The following is an 18,124-nucleotide window of genomic DNA, read 5'->3' as shown; positions in this document are numbered from 1 at the left end:
AGATGAGTAGATGGTAGAAAAAGTGATAACGCCAGAAGAAAGATTACAGCAAATGGGCTTGGAGCTTCCGCCTCTGCGCCCTGCAGCTGGAAATTATGTAAGCTGTGTCCGAACAGGGAACCTTCTATTTACATCGGGTCAGGGTACAGATGAATTCCGAGGGAAATTGGGTAAAGATGTATCAATAGAAGTAGGATATCAGGCAGCTAGACAGTGCATGCTCAATCTTTTAGCCGTTATTAAACATGAACTCGGCGATCTTAGCAAAGTGAAAAGAGTGGTCAAGATCCTAGGTTTTGTCAACAGTACCCCTGATTTTACCGACCAGCCAAAAGTAATGAATGGCTCCTCAGACTTGTTGGTTGAGCTATTTGGAGAAAAAGGCAGACACGGCAGGTCAGCTGTAGGGATGGCACAACTGCCACACAATAATGCAGTAGAGGTTGAGTTGATTTTAGAAGTTGAGGATGGTGATCAAAATGAGTAAGTTGCTTGAAAAACAGCTTAAGATTAACGACGCTAAGCTATTTATTAATGGAGAATATGTAAACGCTAGTTCAGGTGAAACCTTTGACGCTATTAATCCCGCAACGAATCAAAAGTTAGCTTCAGTCGCAAGTGCCAGTGTGCATGATGTTGAAAGTGCGATTCAAGTTGCTCAAACATCTTTTGAAAGTGGTATCTGGAGCAAAATGGCAGTTGAAGAGAGAGCAAAGATTCTTTGTCGAATGTCCGATCTCGTTATGGCACGTGTTGATGAGCTGGCGTTGATTGAAACATTAGATGTGGGAAAGCCGATAAAAGAAAGCAGAGATTTTGATATCCCAAGAGCGGCTTCAAATTTACGATTCTTTGCTGAAATGGCAAAGTATATTCATCATGAGCATTATCCTCAATCCAAGCATATGAGCTATACGCAGTATGCTCCAGCTGGAGTTACAAGCTTAATCATTCCGTGGAATCTGCCTTTCATGCAAATGACTTGGAAAGCATCTGCAGCTTTAGCTGCAGGCAATACGGTTATTGTGAAACCAGCATCTTATACACCGTTAAGTGCTGTCATGTTAGGTGAAATTGCCAATGAAGCAGGACTTCCTCCAGGTGTATTGAATATTCTTACCGGACCAGGCTCAACGGTAGGGACAGCAATGACCACTCATCCATTTGTACGCAGGATCTCTTTTGTCGGTGAAAGTACAACTGGTAAAACAGTAATGAGAAATGCAGCCTCACAGTTAATCCCAGTTTCACTGGAATTGGGCGGAAAATCAGCGAATATTGTGTTCGATGATGCTGACTTGGATGAAGCAGTCCAAGGCTCGATTGAAGCGATTTTTAGGAATCAAGGTGAAATCTGTCTTGCAGGTTCAAGGCTGTTGGTGCAGGAAACAGTTTATGAACAATTCCTAGCTAAATTGGTAACAGCGGTTAAGAAAATAAAAGTTGGAGACCCACTAGATGAAAATACGGATATGGGTGCCCTTATTTCCACAAATCATTTGGAGACTGTCGACAGATATGTGCAGATTGGATTAGAAGAGGGTGCAAAGCTTGCAACTGGCGGAAAGCGCGTAGAAGGTTTAACAGATGGTAATTTTTACGAGCCAACCGTACTCTATGATGTAGATAATAAAATGAGAGTAGCGCAGGAAGAAATTTTTGGACCGGTTTTAGTGGTTATTCCTTTTAAAACAGAAGAGGAAGCGATTCAAATTGCGAATGATTCGATTTACGGGTTGGCTGGAGTTGTATGGTCTAATGATTTAAGGCGTGCCCACCGTGTTGCAGATCAAATAAATTCTGGTTTATTCTGGATCAACTGCTGGTACTACCGAGATTTAAGAACGCCTTTTGGCGGGTCGAAGGCAAGTGGTATTGGCAGGGAAGGCGGACGTCATAGTTTCGAATTCTACACGGAGGCTAAAACGATTACCATGAAATTGTAAGGGCTTAGGGAAAGAGTGGCTGCATGGCCACTTTTTCCTCTATAGATATGATTATCAGGCAGGTGAATGTATAGTGAGTAATTTCTTAGATTTGATTACAACTGAATTAATTAGGGCAGAGACAAGTCAAATGCCAGTAACTCCGCTATCCGAGAGGGTTTCCACCCTTAATGTTCATGACGCATACCAAATACAGCTTAAAATAATTGAGAAAAAGAAAGAAGAAGGGCATAAGATTATTGGGAAGAAGGTGGGTCTAACTAGCGCTGCAATGCAGCAGATGCTCGGAGTTGATGAGCCTGATTACGGCCACCTATTAGATAATATGAGGATTTCTGATGGTGAAAAGGTCAAATTCAGTGAATTCATCAGTCCAAAAGTCGAGGCGGAAATTGGATTTATTTTAGATAAGGACTTAGTAGGACCAAATGTGAATTATTTAGATGTGTTAATGGCTACAAAATATGTAGTGCCGACCATTGAGATAATTGATAGCCGTATATCTGATTGGAAAATTAGATTAGTAGATACTGTGGCGGATAATGGATCATCTGCAAGAGTAGTTGTTGGGAATAAATTTAGTACAATAGAAGGATTTAATTTACGAACCCAGGGAATGGTCCTTTATAAAAATGATGAAATGGTTGCAACAGGAGCTGGAACAGCGGCGTTAGGACACCCTGCAAAAGCAGTTGCCTGGTTGGCGAATAAATTACATGAATTTGGCATCCATTTAAAAGCAGGTGAGTTGATTCTTCCAGGAGCACTTTCTGGTGCAGTTCCTGTAAAAGAGGAAGATAAGATTTCAGCACATTTCGGTTTATTGGGAACTGTTTCTGTAACATTCGAGTAAACAAATAGGAGGTTTTTTTATACATGAAACTGATGCAAGGGACAGAAGAAGAAATTGTAAAATACCTTTTAGACGCAGAAAAGGAAAAACGGGAAGTCGAAAAAATTACGACAAAAAATCCGGACTTAACATTTGAGCAGGCATATAAAATCCAACAAAAATTGATTGAGCAAAAAGAACAGGAAGGACTTCGACGAATAGGTGTGAAACTCGGGTTAACAAGTAAAGCGAAGCAAGAAATGATGGGGGTCCATGAAGCGATTTATGGATATTTAATGGATGATATGCTTGCCACAGAATGGGAGCCAGTACCTTATAGCAGTTTCATCCACCCAAAGGCAGAACCTGAAATTGCCTTCTTCATTGATGAAGACATCAAAGGGACTTCTGTTACAGAGGAGGATATTTTAAGTGTTACAAAATATGTGGCACCAGCTATTGAGATTATTGATAGTCGTTATTTAGATTTCAAGTTTACCCTGGTTGATGTTGTGGCTGATAACTGTTCATCTTCAAAATTTATCGTCGGAAACAAATGGAAGTATCCTGAATCTCTTAACCTGAAAGAAATTGGTGTGTATATGTCCAAAAATTCAGAAGTGGCCACTGTCGGCACAAGCGCTGCAGTATTAGGAAATCCTGCTGCAGCGGTAGCTTGGGCAGTAAATAAGCTTGGAGAAACAGGACGCGGCTTAAAAAAAGGTGATATCGTTCTTAGTGGTGCCATTACGGAAGCGATTAGCTTTCAAGCTGAAGATACCATTTTAGTAGATTTTGCAGAACTGGGCAGTGTATCATTCTCTTGTAAATAATAATATAGAATGTAAATAGAAATAAATGTAGAGGAGAGGATACAAATGGAATTAACATTAGAGTATGCCAAACAATTAGACCAAACTGACAGCTTAAACAGGTATAGAGAGGAATTTTACATAAAACCAAATACCATTTATATGGATGGGAATTCATTGGGCCTTCTTTCAAAAAGAGCGGAACGTACTCTTTTAGAATCATTAAATGATTGGAAAGAGCATGGAATTGATGGCTGGACAAAAGGGAAACACCCATGGTTTTTTTTATCAGAAAAATTAGGAGAGATGATGGCACCGTTAGTTGGAGCTTCCGCTAATGAAGTTATTGTTACGGGTTCGACCACGGTGAATTTGCACCAACTTGTCGCTACTTTTTATAAGCCAGAAGGAAAGAAATCAAAAATTCTAGCTGATGAATTAACCTTTCCATCTGATATTTATGCTCTTCAAAGCCAGCTTCGCATACATGGATTTGATCCGGATACACACCTGATTCGTGTAAAAAGCCGGGATGGCCGTTTCCTGGATGAAGAGGATATTATCGAGGCAATGACCGAAGATATTGCACTGATCATTTTACCGACTGTACTTTACCGAAGCGGTCAAATCTTGGACATGAAGCGTCTAACAGCTGAGGCGAATAAAAGAGGGATCTTAATCGGTTTTGATGGCTGCCATTCCATCGGTGCCATACCACATTCGTTTAGTGAATGGGGTGTTGACTTTGCCTATTGGTGCAATTATAAGCATTTAAATGGTGGTCCAGGAAGTGTTGGCGGATTATATGTAAACAAAAAACACTTTGGAACTGCTCCTGGTCTTGCTGGCTGGTTTGGTTCTAAAAAAGAGAAACAATTTGATATGGAACATTCATTAACACCTGCTGAGTCTGCCGGAGCCTATCAAATTGGGACACCACATGTGTTAAGTCTTGCACCGTTACTAGGTGCCTTGGAGATTTTTGCAGAAGCAGGAATTGAAAATATCCGACAAAAGTCATTGAAAATAAATCGGTTCTTGATGGATTTGTTGGACCAAGAGTTATCCGATATGGGATTTAACATAGGTAACCCTCAAGAAGATGTACGCCGTGGAGGTCATGTGAGTCTAGAGCATAAAGAAGCAGCACGGATTTGCAAGGCATTAAAAGAAAATGGTATTATTCCTGATTTCCGTGCACCTAATATTATTCGTCTAGCTCCAGTGGCTCTTTATACCTCTTATAGTGAGGTATGGGAAGTAGTACAAATACTAAAGAAAATTATGAAAGAAAGACAATATGAAAAGTTCGCAAATGAACGAGAGGTCGTAGCATAAAATTACTAATAGTAGGAGGAACTATATGGGGAACAAACTTACTCATTTAAATAAAGGGAATGAATCCGGAAATGGATTGAAGCGTGAATTAAAAACCAAGCAGCTAACCATGATTGCAATGGGGTGTGCAATTGGTACGGGTTTATTCCTGGGAAGCGGCCTTGCCATTAGCACTGCTGGACCGGGTGTAATACTAAGTTATGCAATTGGCGCATTTATTGTATTACTATTAATGGGGTGCTTATCCGAAATGACGGTTGCTCATCCAACGTCTGGGTCCTTTGGCACCATTTCAGAAAAGTATGTCAGCCCGCTGGCTGGTTTTCTTGTCCGCTATTCCTATTGGATAGCAAACGTTCTTGCGGTTGGGGTAGAAGTGAGTGCCATTGCTGTCTATATGAAGTACTGGTTCCCTGATGTTCCTGGATTCGTCTGGATTTTGTTGTTTGCAGGTGTATTAATTTATGTAAATGCAACAAGCGTAAATACCTTTGCTACGTTTGAGTATTGGTTCTCCATGATCAAAATTAGTGCAATAGTTGGTTTCATACTTTTAGGATCATATGTTTTATTTGGTAATTCAGCTCAGCCGAATATGGGACCTGAGAATATTGTAAATGACGGAGGTTTCCTGCCTTTTGGTTGGTGGGGGATGTGGGTCGCGATCTTTATTTCATTATTTAGCTTTTTAGGAACAGAAATGATAGCGGTTACGGCTGGAGAAGCACAAGATCCCGACGTTGCGGTGCCAAAAGCTCTGAAAGCAACGGTATTCCGACTATCTACCTTCTATATTATTACTATTGGAATTATGTTAATGATTGTTCCTTGGAAATCCGCCGGTGTGGAACAAAGTCCTTTTGTAAAGGTAATGGAGCTCTTAAATATCCCCGGTGCTTCCGGTATTATGAATTTTATTATATTAACTGCTGCTTTATCTGCAATGAACAGTCAACTTTATGCATCTACCCGAATGATGTTTTCTTTATCACAGGGAAAAGATGCTCCTTCATTTCTAAGTAAATTAAACAAAAAAGGAGTACCTTTAAAGGCTCTTGGTGTTTCTACTTTAGGAATATTCCTGGCAGCTGCAGTAAATGCACTATTACCAGGCTCCTCTTATGCGTTTATGATGGGAATATCAATGTTCGGTGCAATTTTCACATGGTTTATGGTGTTTGTATCCCATTTATTTTTCAGAAGAAAGTGGGAGAAGTCAAATGGCCGGAAATTACCGGTAAGAATGATTGGCTATCCTTATTTAACGATCGCAGGGGCTGTACTTCTGTTAAGTTTGATGATCACAACATGGTTTACCGATTTTAAGATTATGATTCAATTCGGAATTCCGTGGTTACTGTTTTTAACGGCTGCCTATTTCTTTTTTAAAAAAGGATCCAACACTCACAAAGTAGAAAATGATACCAATGAAATTTTAAATAAGAATATAAATTAATTTTAAATCTATACAACTTAAGAACAGGGGAGAGTTTTACATGAATACACCAGAAAAAAACACAAGCCAAGGATTAGAAAAAACAATTCAAACAGATTTCCAAAAAGCTATGTCATATGGTGATTATCTGCATCTTGATAAGATTTTAGATAGTCAGCACCGGTTATCTGACCACCATGATGAAATGTTATTTATTATTATCCACCAAGCAAGTGAATTATGGATGAAATTAATTATTCATGAATTATCAGAAGCGATTATGTATATCCGCCAGAATGATTTAGAACCTTCTTTTAAAATTCTATCTCGTGTATCGAGAATTCAGCAGCAATTGATTCAATCCTGGAGTGTTCTTTCTACTTTGACACCTTCAGAGTATCTTGAGTTTAGGGATAAACTTGGTCAATCATCAGGGTTCCAGTCCTATCAGAACCGAATGATTGAATTTGCATTAGGCAACAAAAATGCTCATACCCTAGCAGTATATCAGCATCAAAAAGATCTTTATGAAAAAATGCAGGAAGCTCTTCACAAACCTAGTATTTATGATGCGGCGATCCATGCACTTGTTGCACGTGGAATTCCTGTTGATGACGAGGTCTTACATCGCGATTTGTCTAAAAACTATGAACCTAATGAAAGTGTTGAAGAGGCATGGCTGAAAGTTTACCGTAATGTCGACCAATATTGGGATTTATACGAGCTGGCTGAGAAATTAGTCGATATTGGAAATCAACAGCAGTTATGGCGGTTCAATCACATGAGTACAGTAGAAAGAATCATTGGACATAAGCAGGGTACAGGAGGATCATCTGGAGTAACTTATTTAAAAAGAGTTCTAGACCAGCACTTCTTTCCCGAACTTTGGAGCTTAAGAACGAAGTTATAGAAAAATGCATTAAACAATAACCAATACAAAAAGCACCTATAATGAAGTGCTGATAGTCTAACCTATCTAGTATTCCTTAAAGAACTGTAGGAGGAAAAGGGAATACTAGGGTCAGGTTTAAAAGTAGACAAAGAGTTATTGGATCAACCACCACATCCGAAAATAGTCTCCAATATTGAGAATTCATAGGCGGAGAATTTCCTGCTAATGTATATAAGGGAAACTTAAGAAGCGGATATAAGCGGAGATATTCCGATTAACTGCTTTAAATAAGACAAAATCCAAAGATTTGGATGATATAAACGGAAAAACTTCCCTTATTTTTAAGGAAATATGGGTATTTCCCAATTTAGCCGGAATTTTTCCGTTTATTTTTCTTAATATCAACAAAAATAGCCTCCCAATTACCATACAATTTGAAGGTCATTTTGCATTACATTTTTAATGTTTGCGATAGTCAACGGAATCCGTTAACGAAAACCTCGCCTTTTTTAATGGTGAGGTTATTTTATACTTGTGGTTACATTGCTTAAAAGTTTATCAATAAATAAACTGCATTGTTCAGCGATAAACTCTTTATCATTGTCCATGCTGGCAACATGATAAGAATTATATAAGTGAATCACTTCTTTTATATCTGATTGAATGGATGACAAAATATAATTCGTGTTTTCTGGCGGAACAACGTGGTCCTCTTCTGAACGAAATGCCAGAACAGGGCAAGTAACAATTGGAAGCTTATCTCTTGTTTCAGCCATTAAAGCAAATAATTGCTGAATGGATCGTACCGGTGCTTTTAAATACGTAATTTCATGGACGTTTTTTGCCTTTATATCTGGCTCCCCTTCGTCAACAAAACGGAGGGTGTAGTTGTTTTTATACCTTTCCATTGGAGGAATGGAGTTGATGGCTGCATTTATTAACATAATACCTTTAATATTCTTATACTTTTGAGAAAGATTGAGTGTTAGAGTACCACCCATCGACTGTCCAATGACAAAGATGTCACGACAATGCTTTTGTAAAAAATTGTAACCCTCTTCTAAACTTTTAATCCAATCTTGGTAACTGCACCTTTCCATATCCTCATAATGTGTTCCATGACCTCGTAATCTTACCCCATAGACAGTGAATCCTTCAGAGGCAAGGTATTCACCTAGATATCTGACACTCTGTGGGGTACCAACAAAACCGTGTGATATTAAAATTCCAGTTTCATTTCCTTTAAAGAAAAACGATCCAGCTCCTGGTAATACTGGGTATTGTTCAATCATTTGTAAAACTCCTTCCGTTAATTATTAGAAGTAAGTATTAAAAAAACACCTCCTAGTTAAAGAGAGGTGCCTTTTGCTGTCAAATCGGCAAATTACTATTTATTAACTTTACAATATACCTATAATTCCGATATGTCAAGTCGGCTTTAACGTCAATTTAAAAAAATTAAAAAGGTCATTGACAAAAATTCTAGAAGAAAATTCAATGCTAACAAAGATGAGCAGCTTCTTTTTTGGAATTCTAAATCATTGTTAAGCAAACACTAGAATTGAGATGAATTAAGTTATTTTTGGAGGTATAGGTATGAGTCGACTAGACAGGCTCAAAATGGGGAAAGTGGATACAAAACACTTCCAACAGTTTAATGAGTTATTACGATATGTATTTCAAGTAACTAAAAAAGATCTTCAAATGGTAGGATGGGAAGAACGCGAAATCGCTTTAGCGAAAAAACCGGTATTGGATCAGGCGGATGTGATTGGCTGGTTTGATGGAGAAAAACTTGTCTCACAGCTGGCTGTTTATCCATTTCAGGTAAATATTTTTGGGCGGACATTTGAAATGGGCGGATTGACCGGAGTCGGTACCTATCCAGAATACGCTAATATGGGACTTATGTATAAGTTACTGCGGCAAGCCCTTGCGGATATGCAACAAAGAAAACAATCTATTTCCTATTTATTTCCCTATTCCATTCCATACTACCGCCAAAGAGGATGGGAAATTATTTCGGATAAAATGACCTTTGAAGTGAGAGATGTCCAATTACCAAAGATAAAGAAAGTTCCTGGCTATGTAGAAAGGCTGCATATTGAGCATACAGATGTAAGAACAGTCTATAAACTTTTTGCTAGTAAAATGCATGCTGCAATGATACGCAATGATTTAGCATGGGATGAATATTGGAGATGGGATGTAGATGAGTTAACGGCTGCTGTTTATTATGATCACACACACCAGCCGCATGGGTACTTGCTATACTGGATATCTGAGGATATTCTCCATATTAAAGAAATGGTTTATATGGATCAAGAGGCTCGTATTGGGCTCTGGAATTTTATAGGGGCCCATTTTTCTATGGTATCAAAGGTGGTTGGGAATATTTTCATGAATGAGCCGTTAGCCTTTTGGCTCGAAGATGGGGATATCAAAGAAACCATTTCTCCTTACTTTATGGCACGGATCGTAGATGCCAAACAATTTATTGACCAGTATCCATTTAAAGCTAGTGGAACAGACCATAAAGTAACGGTTAAGCTGGAGGATCCAATGCTGGAATGGAACCAAGGGGTTTTCACGCTTTATGTTTCGGGAGGTGGTAAAGGAGAATTTATCCAAAGTCAGGAGATACCTGCTGTTTCGCTTGATATACAGACACTAACAACCATGTTATTAAATTATAAGAGACCATCATATTTAGCTTCTATTTCCCGTTTGAAGGGCGATGTAGCGGCTGTGACGATATTAGAGAATATTATTGAAATGCAGACACCATATTTTTCAGATTACTATTAAGCATTTTGCACATGAGGTGGAAATTCCTTTGAAAAATCTTGATACATTCGAGACGGATAAAAAGATCTGCATGCACTTTGAGGATGATAGGGAACGTTTTGAAGGTGCTGTTGTTCCGCCGATATTCCATAATACATTATTCACCTATGAAACAGTGGACGTCTTAAATGACGCACTCCAAAGTGAACATTCATTTTATGTTTACGGGAGAGGAACAAATCCAACAGTTGAAATCGTAGAAAAGAAGCTCGCTGCACTAGAACGCGGTCAGGCCTGTAAACTCTTTTCTAGTGGTATGGCTGCTATTAGTGCCGCACTAATCAACAGTGTAAAAAGTGGCGATCATGTTTTGTGCGTGAGTAATCTTTATTTTTCAACCATGGAACTGTTGAAATATTTGGGGAAATTTAATGTCAGCCATTCTGTTATTTACTCGACCGAAACAGAAGCAATTAAGCAGGCACTGCAACCGAATACCAAGGTAATATTCTTAGAAAGTCCTACGGATATGACGTTCAGATTGATTAATCTAGATGAAGTTGCAGACTTGGCAAGGACAAAGGGCATTCGTACCATCATTGACAACACATGGGCAACCCCGCTATTTCAAAAGCCCCTTACAAAGGGGATAGATGTGGTTGTTCATTCTGCTTCAAAGTATCTTGGGGGGCATAGTGATGTCCTAGGGGGTGCTATCGTTACTAGTAAAGAGAATATGAAAACCATTTTCAGGAAGGAATATTTGCTTATGGGTGCTGCTATGACTCCCAATGAAGCTTCTCTATTGCTCCGAGGTCTTAGGACGTTACCTTTTCGAATACAAGGACACGAAGAAAATGCTATAAAGGTTGCGAAATTCTTACATAACCATCCCAAGGTGAAGCAGGTAAATTTCCCTGGACTTGAAACACACCCAGATTATCATTTAGGAAAAAGCCAATTATCAGGCTATAGCGGATTGATGAGCTTCGAGTTAAATGAAGCTTCTTTTAATGATGTAAAAGGAGTAATTAATAAGATGAAGGTTTTTAAAATAGGTGTTTCCTGGGGGTCTTTTGAAAGTCTAATAATATCGCCTAGCCTAGGGAATAATGAAGGGAAATTGGTAAAAGAACATATCGATCCATGTACGATACGCCTTGCTGTAGGGCTTGAAAATGCGAATGCATTAATAGAGGATTTAGAGCAGGCATTAAGTGAATAAGAAAAAGGTGATAGTAATGAAGGAACAAGATAAAGAACCTCAGTTTCAAAGCGGAGAGAATGTTAAAAAGTCTTTAAAAGGTTTATATGGGCTAGATCCGGAAATGAGTTTGTTATCAGTCAGCTTCGCTACAACTGAAAATCCATATTTAAATGAACATTATCAAGAGGATCCTAAAGAAGGAGAGTTCGAATAAGTGAATGACATTCGGGTAAAGCTACCTTGGTAATATTTCAATAGTAGGAGGTAATAGATTGTATTTCTATAGAGAAGACCTAATCAATATGATTGTTCCCGATAAACCAGATCCTGCAGCGGCTAAAGTTCTTCAGGAGACTTTGGGCGGAAGATTTGGCGAAATGCGTACGATGATGCAGTTTTTCTTCCAAAGCTCAAACTTCAGAGGTAATCAAAAGCAATACCGCGACTTAATCAGAGGGGTTTTCCTCGAAGAAATTAGCCATGTTGAACTTGTTCAAACAACCATCAATCAGCTCCTGAATGGTTCGGGGGAAGAGGCAGTTGGGGCAGGAGGAACTATTGGTGCTCCTTTAGAAGAAGCGGTAAAAGAACATGCAAACCCTCATCACTTTATTGTCGGTGCTCAAAGCTCACTTCCAGTAGATGCTGCAGGAAATCCATGGAATGGTAACTATGTATACAGCCATGGAAACTTAATCAGCGATTTATTGGATAATGTGGTATTAGAATCGACAGGTGTCCTTCAAAAGACACGGATTTATGAGATGAGCTCAAATAAAACGTTTAGAGAAACATTAGCTTTCTTAATTGTCCGCGATAATGCACACCAAAATGCATTTGCAAAAGCTCTAGAAACGTTGGGTGTGGATTGGGGTAAGATCTTCCCAGTGCCGAACTATGACATAAATAAATATCCAGAATGTCGTAAATATGTAGAAATGGGCTTCCATAATGCTCAGTTTAATTTTAGACTTGATGAAACGCTAATTGGTACGATATTCCAAGGTGAATCACCAAGCAGGGATTCTGGAACATTACAAGTGGTACCACCGCCACAAGGTTATCCAGTTCCAGTAATACCTGAAATGCCGAATGAGCATAGCCCTGGCATCAGCGATTTAAATCGATAATGTAAAAAAGGATGAGACACTGACGTGTTCATCCTTTTTTCGTGGTGAAATTAACAATCACCATGCTTATTTAGATGTAACGGTGGAGGAATGAGCCAGCCTTTTTCTTTATTTAAACGAAGTACTTTTGCTCCAAGTGCAGCTTTTTGAGCATGGAATTGCGCATACATCATCGCTACATCTTCTCTAATGGATTTACCAATTACTTGACTGCATAACACTAGTCCAGCAGCGATATCTGCAGAAAGTCCTGCAGCAATAGCTGGGTCTGGAATACGTGCACCAACTGGAATATCCTCTAAACAAGCTTCGGGCGGCTCTGGCTGTGCAGGCGGTAAACCAATTCCGTTTTCTTTTAAAAGTTCTTCCACTTGCTTTTTTTCCTGCTGGCAAAGTTCAGTTGCTTCCATTAATAACTTCTTTAAGTCTTCATCACCTGCATGGTTTAACATGGTTTGATATCCCGCTATCCTACCATTACCTGCTAGTAAAGACGACCATAAATCAAATGCCTCGCCATAGTGTAAAGGCTCTTCTTTAGGGTTGCCACTTAAAATTCCCATCGTTGCCCTCCTTAGTTTGTATGAAAATTTATTCATTACCAGTGCCACCTTTCCTTGAAGCACATCAATAGGGTGTCCATTTCGAGACACTCTCATTAATTTTTTATCGTTTCCGTCTATTTAATACACTTTGAACATTTATCATTTTTTGGACATGTGTCCGTACTTTTTTCATAAAATGTACAAGTTGGAATAAAGTTGGAGTGGAGTGGTTTTTTTGAGTATTAGCATTTTAGTGAGTTACATCATCTTGGGCTTTACGCTGGCGGCTCCAATAGGTCCTGTAAATTCTGCTCGATTAGATAAGGGGATAAAGAATGGTTTTTGGCATGCATGGGTGGTTGGTGCTGGCTCGATGGTGGCAGATGGATTTTTTATGCTGCTCGTTTATTTAGGAATGGTTCAATTTTTAGGGATTCCAATAATTCAAATATTTCTTTGGCTATTCGGCGGGTTTATATTGATCTATTCAGGAGTAGAAAGTATCAAGAATGCAAATACTATTACCCTAAAATATAGCAGAGAGAAAGAATCATTAATAAAGTGTTTCTTTACAGGGTTTATTATGTCGATTACAAGTCCATTATCCGTGTTATTTTGGCTCGCGATATATGGCTCTGTCTTAGCAAAAACCGCCCAAACAAATGGAACAGAATCTCTTTTAATTTATAGCAGCATGATTTTTCTTGGGTTGACCATATGGGATGTTTTTGTAGCAGGACTCACTACTGGATTCCGAAAATTATTGACTGTTAAGAGTTTAATTGCCATCTCCATTGTTTCGGGTGCTTCCCTCGTACTGTTTGGTTTATATTTTGGATATCAAGGGATAAATGCGCTTCTGTAGACCAAAAAAGACATGTACGCTGACATGTCTTTTTCTGCTGTAGTATGAAACTTGACTTTTTAAAAATTATGCGTATAATACTCATTTGTGTTGAATTATTTTATTTCGATTTTGTTCATAATTTGTTCATATTTAATTGTTAACATAAAAGATAGATTAATGGATTCTATAAACTCATAAAAATTCAAATGATATTTTTGCTAAAAGGTAGGTGCAACAAAATGAATAACTTAGCTCAAAAGAGTCAGGGTATTTTCAATAAATATATTGGCTTTTTCTTTTTGGCTGTTTTCTTCCTTTGGATGAAAACATATTTAGCTCAATTAACTCAATTTGATTTAGGAATCGAAAATACTTTACAAAAATTCCTTCTATTTATTAATCCACTGGGATCATCTATACTGTTTTTAGGATTAGCTTCATTATTTAAAGGACGCAAGAAATATATTGCCTTACTTGTGATTGATTTCTTATTATCTTTTCTTTTATTTGCAAATGTGGTTTATTACAGATTCTTTAATGACTTTATTACGTTACCAACCTTAACTCAGACCCAAAACTTTGGGGATGTAAGCGGAAGTGTCGTAACACTTTTAAGACCTTATGATTTCTTATTCTTTACCGATATCATTCTTTTAGTTGTTTTACTTGCTTTCCGAATTGTGAAAGTTGAATTTAAAGATATGAATCGCAGGAAAGTGGCTGCTGTATTCTCTTTATCATTGGCTATTTCTTGTGGAAATCTTGGACTAGCTGAAAGTGATCGTCCTCAATTGTTGACAAGAGGATTTGACCGTAATTATATCGTCAAATATTTAGGGATGTATAACTACACCATTTATGATGCAGTTAAAAGTACAAAAGCTTCAGCACAACGAGTAATGGCTAATAGCGATGATATGACTGAAGTGATTAACTATACAAAATCTAACTACGCTGAGCCGAATCCTGCATACTTTGGTACTGGAAAAGGTATGAACGTGATTTATTTACACCTTGAGTCTATGCAGAACTTCCTTATCGATTACAAGTTAAATGGTGAAGAAGTAACACCGTTCCTTAATTCGTTAACTAAGGATCAAAACACTCTTTATTTTGATAATTTCTTCCATCAAACTGCCCAAGGTAAAACGGCTGATGCTGAATTTATCCTTGAAAATTCATTATACGGATTACCGCAGGGTTCTGCTTTTACTACAAAAGGTTTAAATACGTATCAAGCAGCACCAGCGATTTTAGCGACTCATGGCTATACGTCTGCTGTCTTCCACGGAAATTCAGGAAGCTTTTGGAATCGTGATGAAATTTATAAATCATTTGGATATAACCACTTTTTTGATGAAAATTTCTATAGTATGAATCCAGAGGACCTAGCAGAGTATGGACTGATGGATAAGCCATTCTTTGAAGAATCCATTCCAATGTTGGAATCATTACCACAGCCTTTTTATACAAAGTTTATAACTGTTACAAATCATTATCCTTACCCGCTTGCTGAAGAAGAAGCAACGATTGCACCACATACTACGGGCGATAAATCTGTTGATACGTACTTCCAAACAGCACGTTATGCGGACGAGGCATTAAAACAATTCTTTGATTATTTAAAGGCATCTGGACTATATGATAATTCAATTATTGTTATGTATGGTGACCATTATGGTATTTCAGAAAATCATAATAAAGCAATGGAAAAAGTTCTAGGTAAAGAAATTACCGATTTTGATAGTGCAGGATTACAACGTGTACCTTTCTTTATTCGCGTACCTGGAATTGAGGGTGGAGTTAACCACGAATACGGTGGACAAATTGACATCCTGCCTACAATTCTTCACTTGTTAGGAATTGATACAAAGGATTTTGTTCAGTTCGGTACTGACCTATTATCTGAACAGCATGATGACCTTGTACCTTTCCGTGATGGCAGCTTTATGAGTCCAACCATTTCATCAGTAGATGGTAAGTTCTATGACTCCGCTACAGGATTGGAAATAGATGAAACGAGGATGGAAGAGGCAGTGAACCTTCAGAATATCGTCGAAAATAAGCTAGCTCTTTCGGATAAAGTGGTAAACGGGGACTTATTACGTTTCTATACTCCTGAAAACTTTACACCAATAGATAGAACACAATACAATTACAATACAACTCAAGATAGTGAAGAATAAGCTTTAATCTGCAGGGCTGTTTAGGGAATCCTAAACAGCCCTTTTTTAGATTTTTTTAATCTTGTCCAAAATATGAATTTTCTTGATGACATAAAATTTTAGAAGGAAACGCTCTTTTGAATGTCGAATGCATTTCTTTACAATGGAAATTTAGGGAAGAATAAGATAAAGTAAAAGCACCTAACAAGGTGCTTTTAATGTTAGTACGTTGTTAAATTTGAAAGGTCTAGAACCAGAATGACTTGAATATTTACTAATAATGCTAGCCAATAAGGAGGGCGCTATGACTACATATACTTCCCGACAAGATGTACCCATAAATGAAAAATGGAACCTTGAAGATATTTATTCCGATATATCCAAATGGGAAAATGATCTTCAACTCGTTGAAAACATGGCGGAAACGCTTAAGAAATTTGATGGAGCGATAAATGACGGTAAAAGTCTATATCAATACTTAAAACAAAGAGAAGAGTTATCCTATACCTTTAATCATGTCTATGCCTACAGCATGCTAAAGGTGGATGAGGATACAAGAGATGCAAGTGCACAATCCTTATTAGAACGCGCAAAAGGACTAAGTGTGAAGGTAAGTGCTTCAACTTCCTTTTTTATGCCGTACTTATTAGGATTAGATAAAGAAACCCTAAGTAGCTATATTGCAGATGAAGAGGGTCTTAAGTACTTTGAGGAGGATTTATATGAATCCTTTCGCTACAAAACTCATGTCCTTAGCAAAGATCAGGAAGAAGTATTATCACAATTAGGGGAAGCTCTGTCTGCTCCAAGTACAACCTTTGGAATGATTAATAATGCAGATATTAAGTTCGGTGATGTAACCAATAACAACGGTGAGAAGGTTCAGCTGACAAGAGGAATGTACTCTAAATTAATTGAGGACGAAGACCGTGAGAAGCGAAGAGAGGCATACAAAGCCTACTATAAACCTTATATCGAATTGAAAAATTCCATAGCGAGCACACTGTCGGCAGCGATTAAAAATAACGTTACGATGGCAAGAATTAGAAAATATCCTTCTGCATTAGAAAAAGCATTATTCGGCGATATGGTGCCAAAGGAAGTTTATGAGAACCTGATTACAGCAACGAAAGAAAATATCGCACCTCTTCACAGGTACTCCGAGATTCGGAAGGCAAAACTGCAGTTAGATGAGCTCCGTCAGTATGATATGTCCGTTCCTTTAGTACAGGGTGTGAAACAAGTAATACCGTATGAGGAAGCCTATGAAACGATGATAAAGGCCTTGGCACCTCTTGGGGAAGAATATGTATCGATTCTAAAAGAATTCAAGGAAGCTCGGTATATTGATGTTCGTGAGACTCCTGGCAAGCGGTCTGGCGCCTATAATTTGGGTATATACGGAGTTCATCCCTTTATCTTATTAAATCATCAAGATGATTTAGACAGTTTATTTACCCTCGCCCATGAGTGCGGCCATGGTGTTCATAGTAAATTAAGCTCACAGCACCAGCCTCAAATTACTGCGCGGTACAGTATATTTGTCGCGGAAGTGGCTTCTACAGTCAATGAAATTTTATTGATTAATTATTTGCTTCATACTGAAAAGAACCTTGAGGTAAGGAAGCATTTATTGAATCATTTTATTGACCAATTTAAGGGTACTTTCTTCACGCAGGTAATGTTTGCAGAATTTGAGAAAATCACACACGAGCTTGCAGAGAAGGGTACACCATTAAATGTGGAGGTATTTAATCAAACCTATGAAGCATTGTTTAGGGAATACAATGGGGATGTTGTGGTGTTTGACGAAGAAGTGAAGTTTGGCTGGTCAAGAATTCCTCATTTCTATCGTCCATTTTACGTTTATAAGTATGCTACTGGATTTGCCTCGGCAATCCATTTGGCAACGAAAATACTGGAAGGTGATAAAGAAACACTACATTCCTATCTAAACTTCTTAAGAAGTGGAAGCAGTGATTATCCGCTTGAGCTGTTAAAGAAAACAGGCGTCGATTTAACCACACCAGTGCCAATAGAAAACGCCATGAAAAAATTTAGCGAACTGGTAGAAGAATTTTCAATTCTATAATAATGGCTGTGTTAAAGCAAAATGTTAATTTTTGCACTCTGTTGATTTACGCGGAGGGCACGAAGACTCCTGCAGGATTACGGAGCAAGTGAGACC

At 38.2% G+C, this 18,124-nt stretch carries 16 protein-coding genes; 14 read left to right on the top strand and 2 right to left on the bottom strand.

Annotated features, from left to right (window positions below; translation table 11 throughout):
- Nucleotides 1-10: 10 nt before the first annotated feature.
- The 7 genes from QFZ28_RS18435 (at nt 11) to kynA (ending at nt 7,273) form a co-directional block, all read left to right on the top strand.
- Complete coding sequence (locus QFZ28_RS18435) at nt 11-487, top strand: RidA family protein (protein WP_307195997.1); 477 nt, start codon at nt 11-13, stop codon at nt 485-487.
- Nucleotides 480-1,946 (top strand): aldehyde dehydrogenase, encoded by a 1,467-nt coding sequence (locus tag QFZ28_RS18430; RefSeq protein ID WP_307195996.1) that lies wholly within the window; start codon nt 480-482, stop codon nt 1,944-1,946. The genes QFZ28_RS18435 and QFZ28_RS18430 overlap by 8 nt, the downstream gene beginning before the upstream one ends.
- A gap of 130 nt (nt 1,947-2,076) precedes the next feature.
- Nucleotides 2,077-2,799: a 2-keto-4-pentenoate hydratase gene (locus tag QFZ28_RS18425; RefSeq protein WP_307197063.1), complete on the top strand. Its 723-nt coding sequence runs from the start codon at nt 2,077-2,079 to the stop codon at nt 2,797-2,799.
- A 23-nt stretch (nt 2,800-2,822) separates the two neighbouring features.
- Nucleotides 2,823-3,611 (top strand): 2-keto-4-pentenoate hydratase, encoded by a 789-nt coding sequence (locus tag QFZ28_RS18420; protein ID WP_307195995.1) that lies wholly within the window; start codon nt 2,823-2,825, stop codon nt 3,609-3,611.
- Nucleotides 3,612-3,656: 45 nt separating this feature from the next.
- Nucleotides 3,657-4,928, top strand: coding sequence for a kynureninase (gene kynU, locus QFZ28_RS18415; protein ID WP_307195994.1), 1,272 nt, complete (start codon nt 3,657-3,659; stop codon nt 4,926-4,928).
- Nucleotides 4,929-4,953: 25 nt separating this feature from the next.
- Entirely contained in the window at nt 4,954-6,384 is a 1,431-nt protein-coding gene (locus QFZ28_RS18410) for an amino acid permease (protein WP_307195993.1), read from the top strand.
- Between the two features lie 40 nt (nt 6,385-6,424).
- Entirely contained in the window at nt 6,425-7,273 is an 849-nt protein-coding gene (kynA, locus tag QFZ28_RS18405) for a tryptophan 2,3-dioxygenase (RefSeq protein ID WP_307195992.1), read from the top strand.
- Nucleotides 7,274-7,776: 503 nt separating this feature from the next.
- Here kynA and QFZ28_RS18400 read toward each other — a convergent pair.
- Nucleotides 7,777-8,547 (bottom strand): alpha/beta hydrolase, encoded by a 771-nt coding sequence (locus tag QFZ28_RS18400; protein ID WP_307195991.1) that lies wholly within the window; start codon nt 8,545-8,547, stop codon nt 7,777-7,779.
- Between the two features lie 304 nt (nt 8,548-8,851).
- On the opposite strand from QFZ28_RS18400, the gene QFZ28_RS18395 reads away from it, so the two are divergent.
- From QFZ28_RS18395 to QFZ28_RS18380, 4 genes are read left to right on the top strand one after another with little or no spacing between them, the layout of a single operon-like run.
- A complete protein-coding gene (locus QFZ28_RS18395) occupies nt 8,852-10,063 on the top strand; it encodes a GNAT family N-acetyltransferase (protein WP_307195990.1) in 1,212 nt (403 codons plus the stop codon).
- 28 nt (nt 10,064-10,091) lie between these two features.
- The gene (locus QFZ28_RS18390) at nt 10,092-11,267 is read left to right on the top strand and encodes a trans-sulfuration enzyme family protein (RefSeq protein WP_307195989.1); all 1,176 of its coding nucleotides are present in this window, start codon (nt 10,092-10,094) and stop codon (nt 11,265-11,267) included.
- Nucleotides 11,260-11,463 (top strand): hypothetical protein, encoded by a 204-nt coding sequence (locus QFZ28_RS18385; protein WP_307195988.1) that lies wholly within the window; start codon nt 11,260-11,262, stop codon nt 11,461-11,463. The genes QFZ28_RS18390 and QFZ28_RS18385 overlap by 8 nt, the downstream gene beginning before the upstream one ends.
- A 58-nt stretch (nt 11,464-11,521) precedes the next feature.
- Nucleotides 11,522-12,379 (top strand): manganese catalase family protein, encoded by an 858-nt coding sequence (locus tag QFZ28_RS18380; protein ID WP_307195987.1) that lies wholly within the window; start codon nt 11,522-11,524, stop codon nt 12,377-12,379.
- A gap of 50 nt (nt 12,380-12,429) precedes the next feature.
- Here the strand turns inward: QFZ28_RS18380 and QFZ28_RS18375 are convergent, their stop codons facing one another.
- Entirely contained in the window at nt 12,430-12,942 is a 513-nt protein-coding gene (locus QFZ28_RS18375; protein ID WP_307197062.1) for a DUF3231 family protein, read from the bottom strand.
- Nucleotides 12,943-13,159: 217 nt separating this feature from the next.
- Here QFZ28_RS18375 and QFZ28_RS18370 point away from each other — a divergent pair, with 217 nt between their 5' ends.
- The 3 genes from QFZ28_RS18370 (at nt 13,160) to pepF (ending at nt 18,028) form a co-directional block, all read left to right on the top strand.
- A complete protein-coding gene (locus tag QFZ28_RS18370) occupies nt 13,160-13,789 on the top strand; it encodes a LysE family transporter (protein ID WP_307195986.1) in 630 nt (209 codons plus the stop codon).
- Nucleotides 13,790-14,010: 221 nt separating this feature from the next.
- Complete coding sequence (locus QFZ28_RS18365) at nt 14,011-15,957, top strand: LTA synthase family protein (protein WP_307195985.1); 1,947 nt, start codon at nt 14,011-14,013, stop codon at nt 15,955-15,957.
- A gap of 283 nt (nt 15,958-16,240) precedes the next feature.
- Entirely contained in the window at nt 16,241-18,028 is a 1,788-nt protein-coding gene (pepF, locus tag QFZ28_RS18360) for an oligoendopeptidase F (RefSeq protein ID WP_307195984.1), read from the top strand.
- Nucleotides 18,029-18,124 lie beyond the last annotated feature (96 nt).

The sequence above is a fragment of the Neobacillus niacini genome, assembly GCF_030817695.1.
In the GTDB taxonomy this organism is placed as follows: Bacteria; Bacillota; Bacilli; order Bacillales; family Cytobacillaceae; genus Neobacillus; species Neobacillus niacini_F.
The sequence above is the reverse complement of the archived record's forward strand: the minus strand, read 5'-3'. Positions and strand labels throughout refer to the sequence as shown.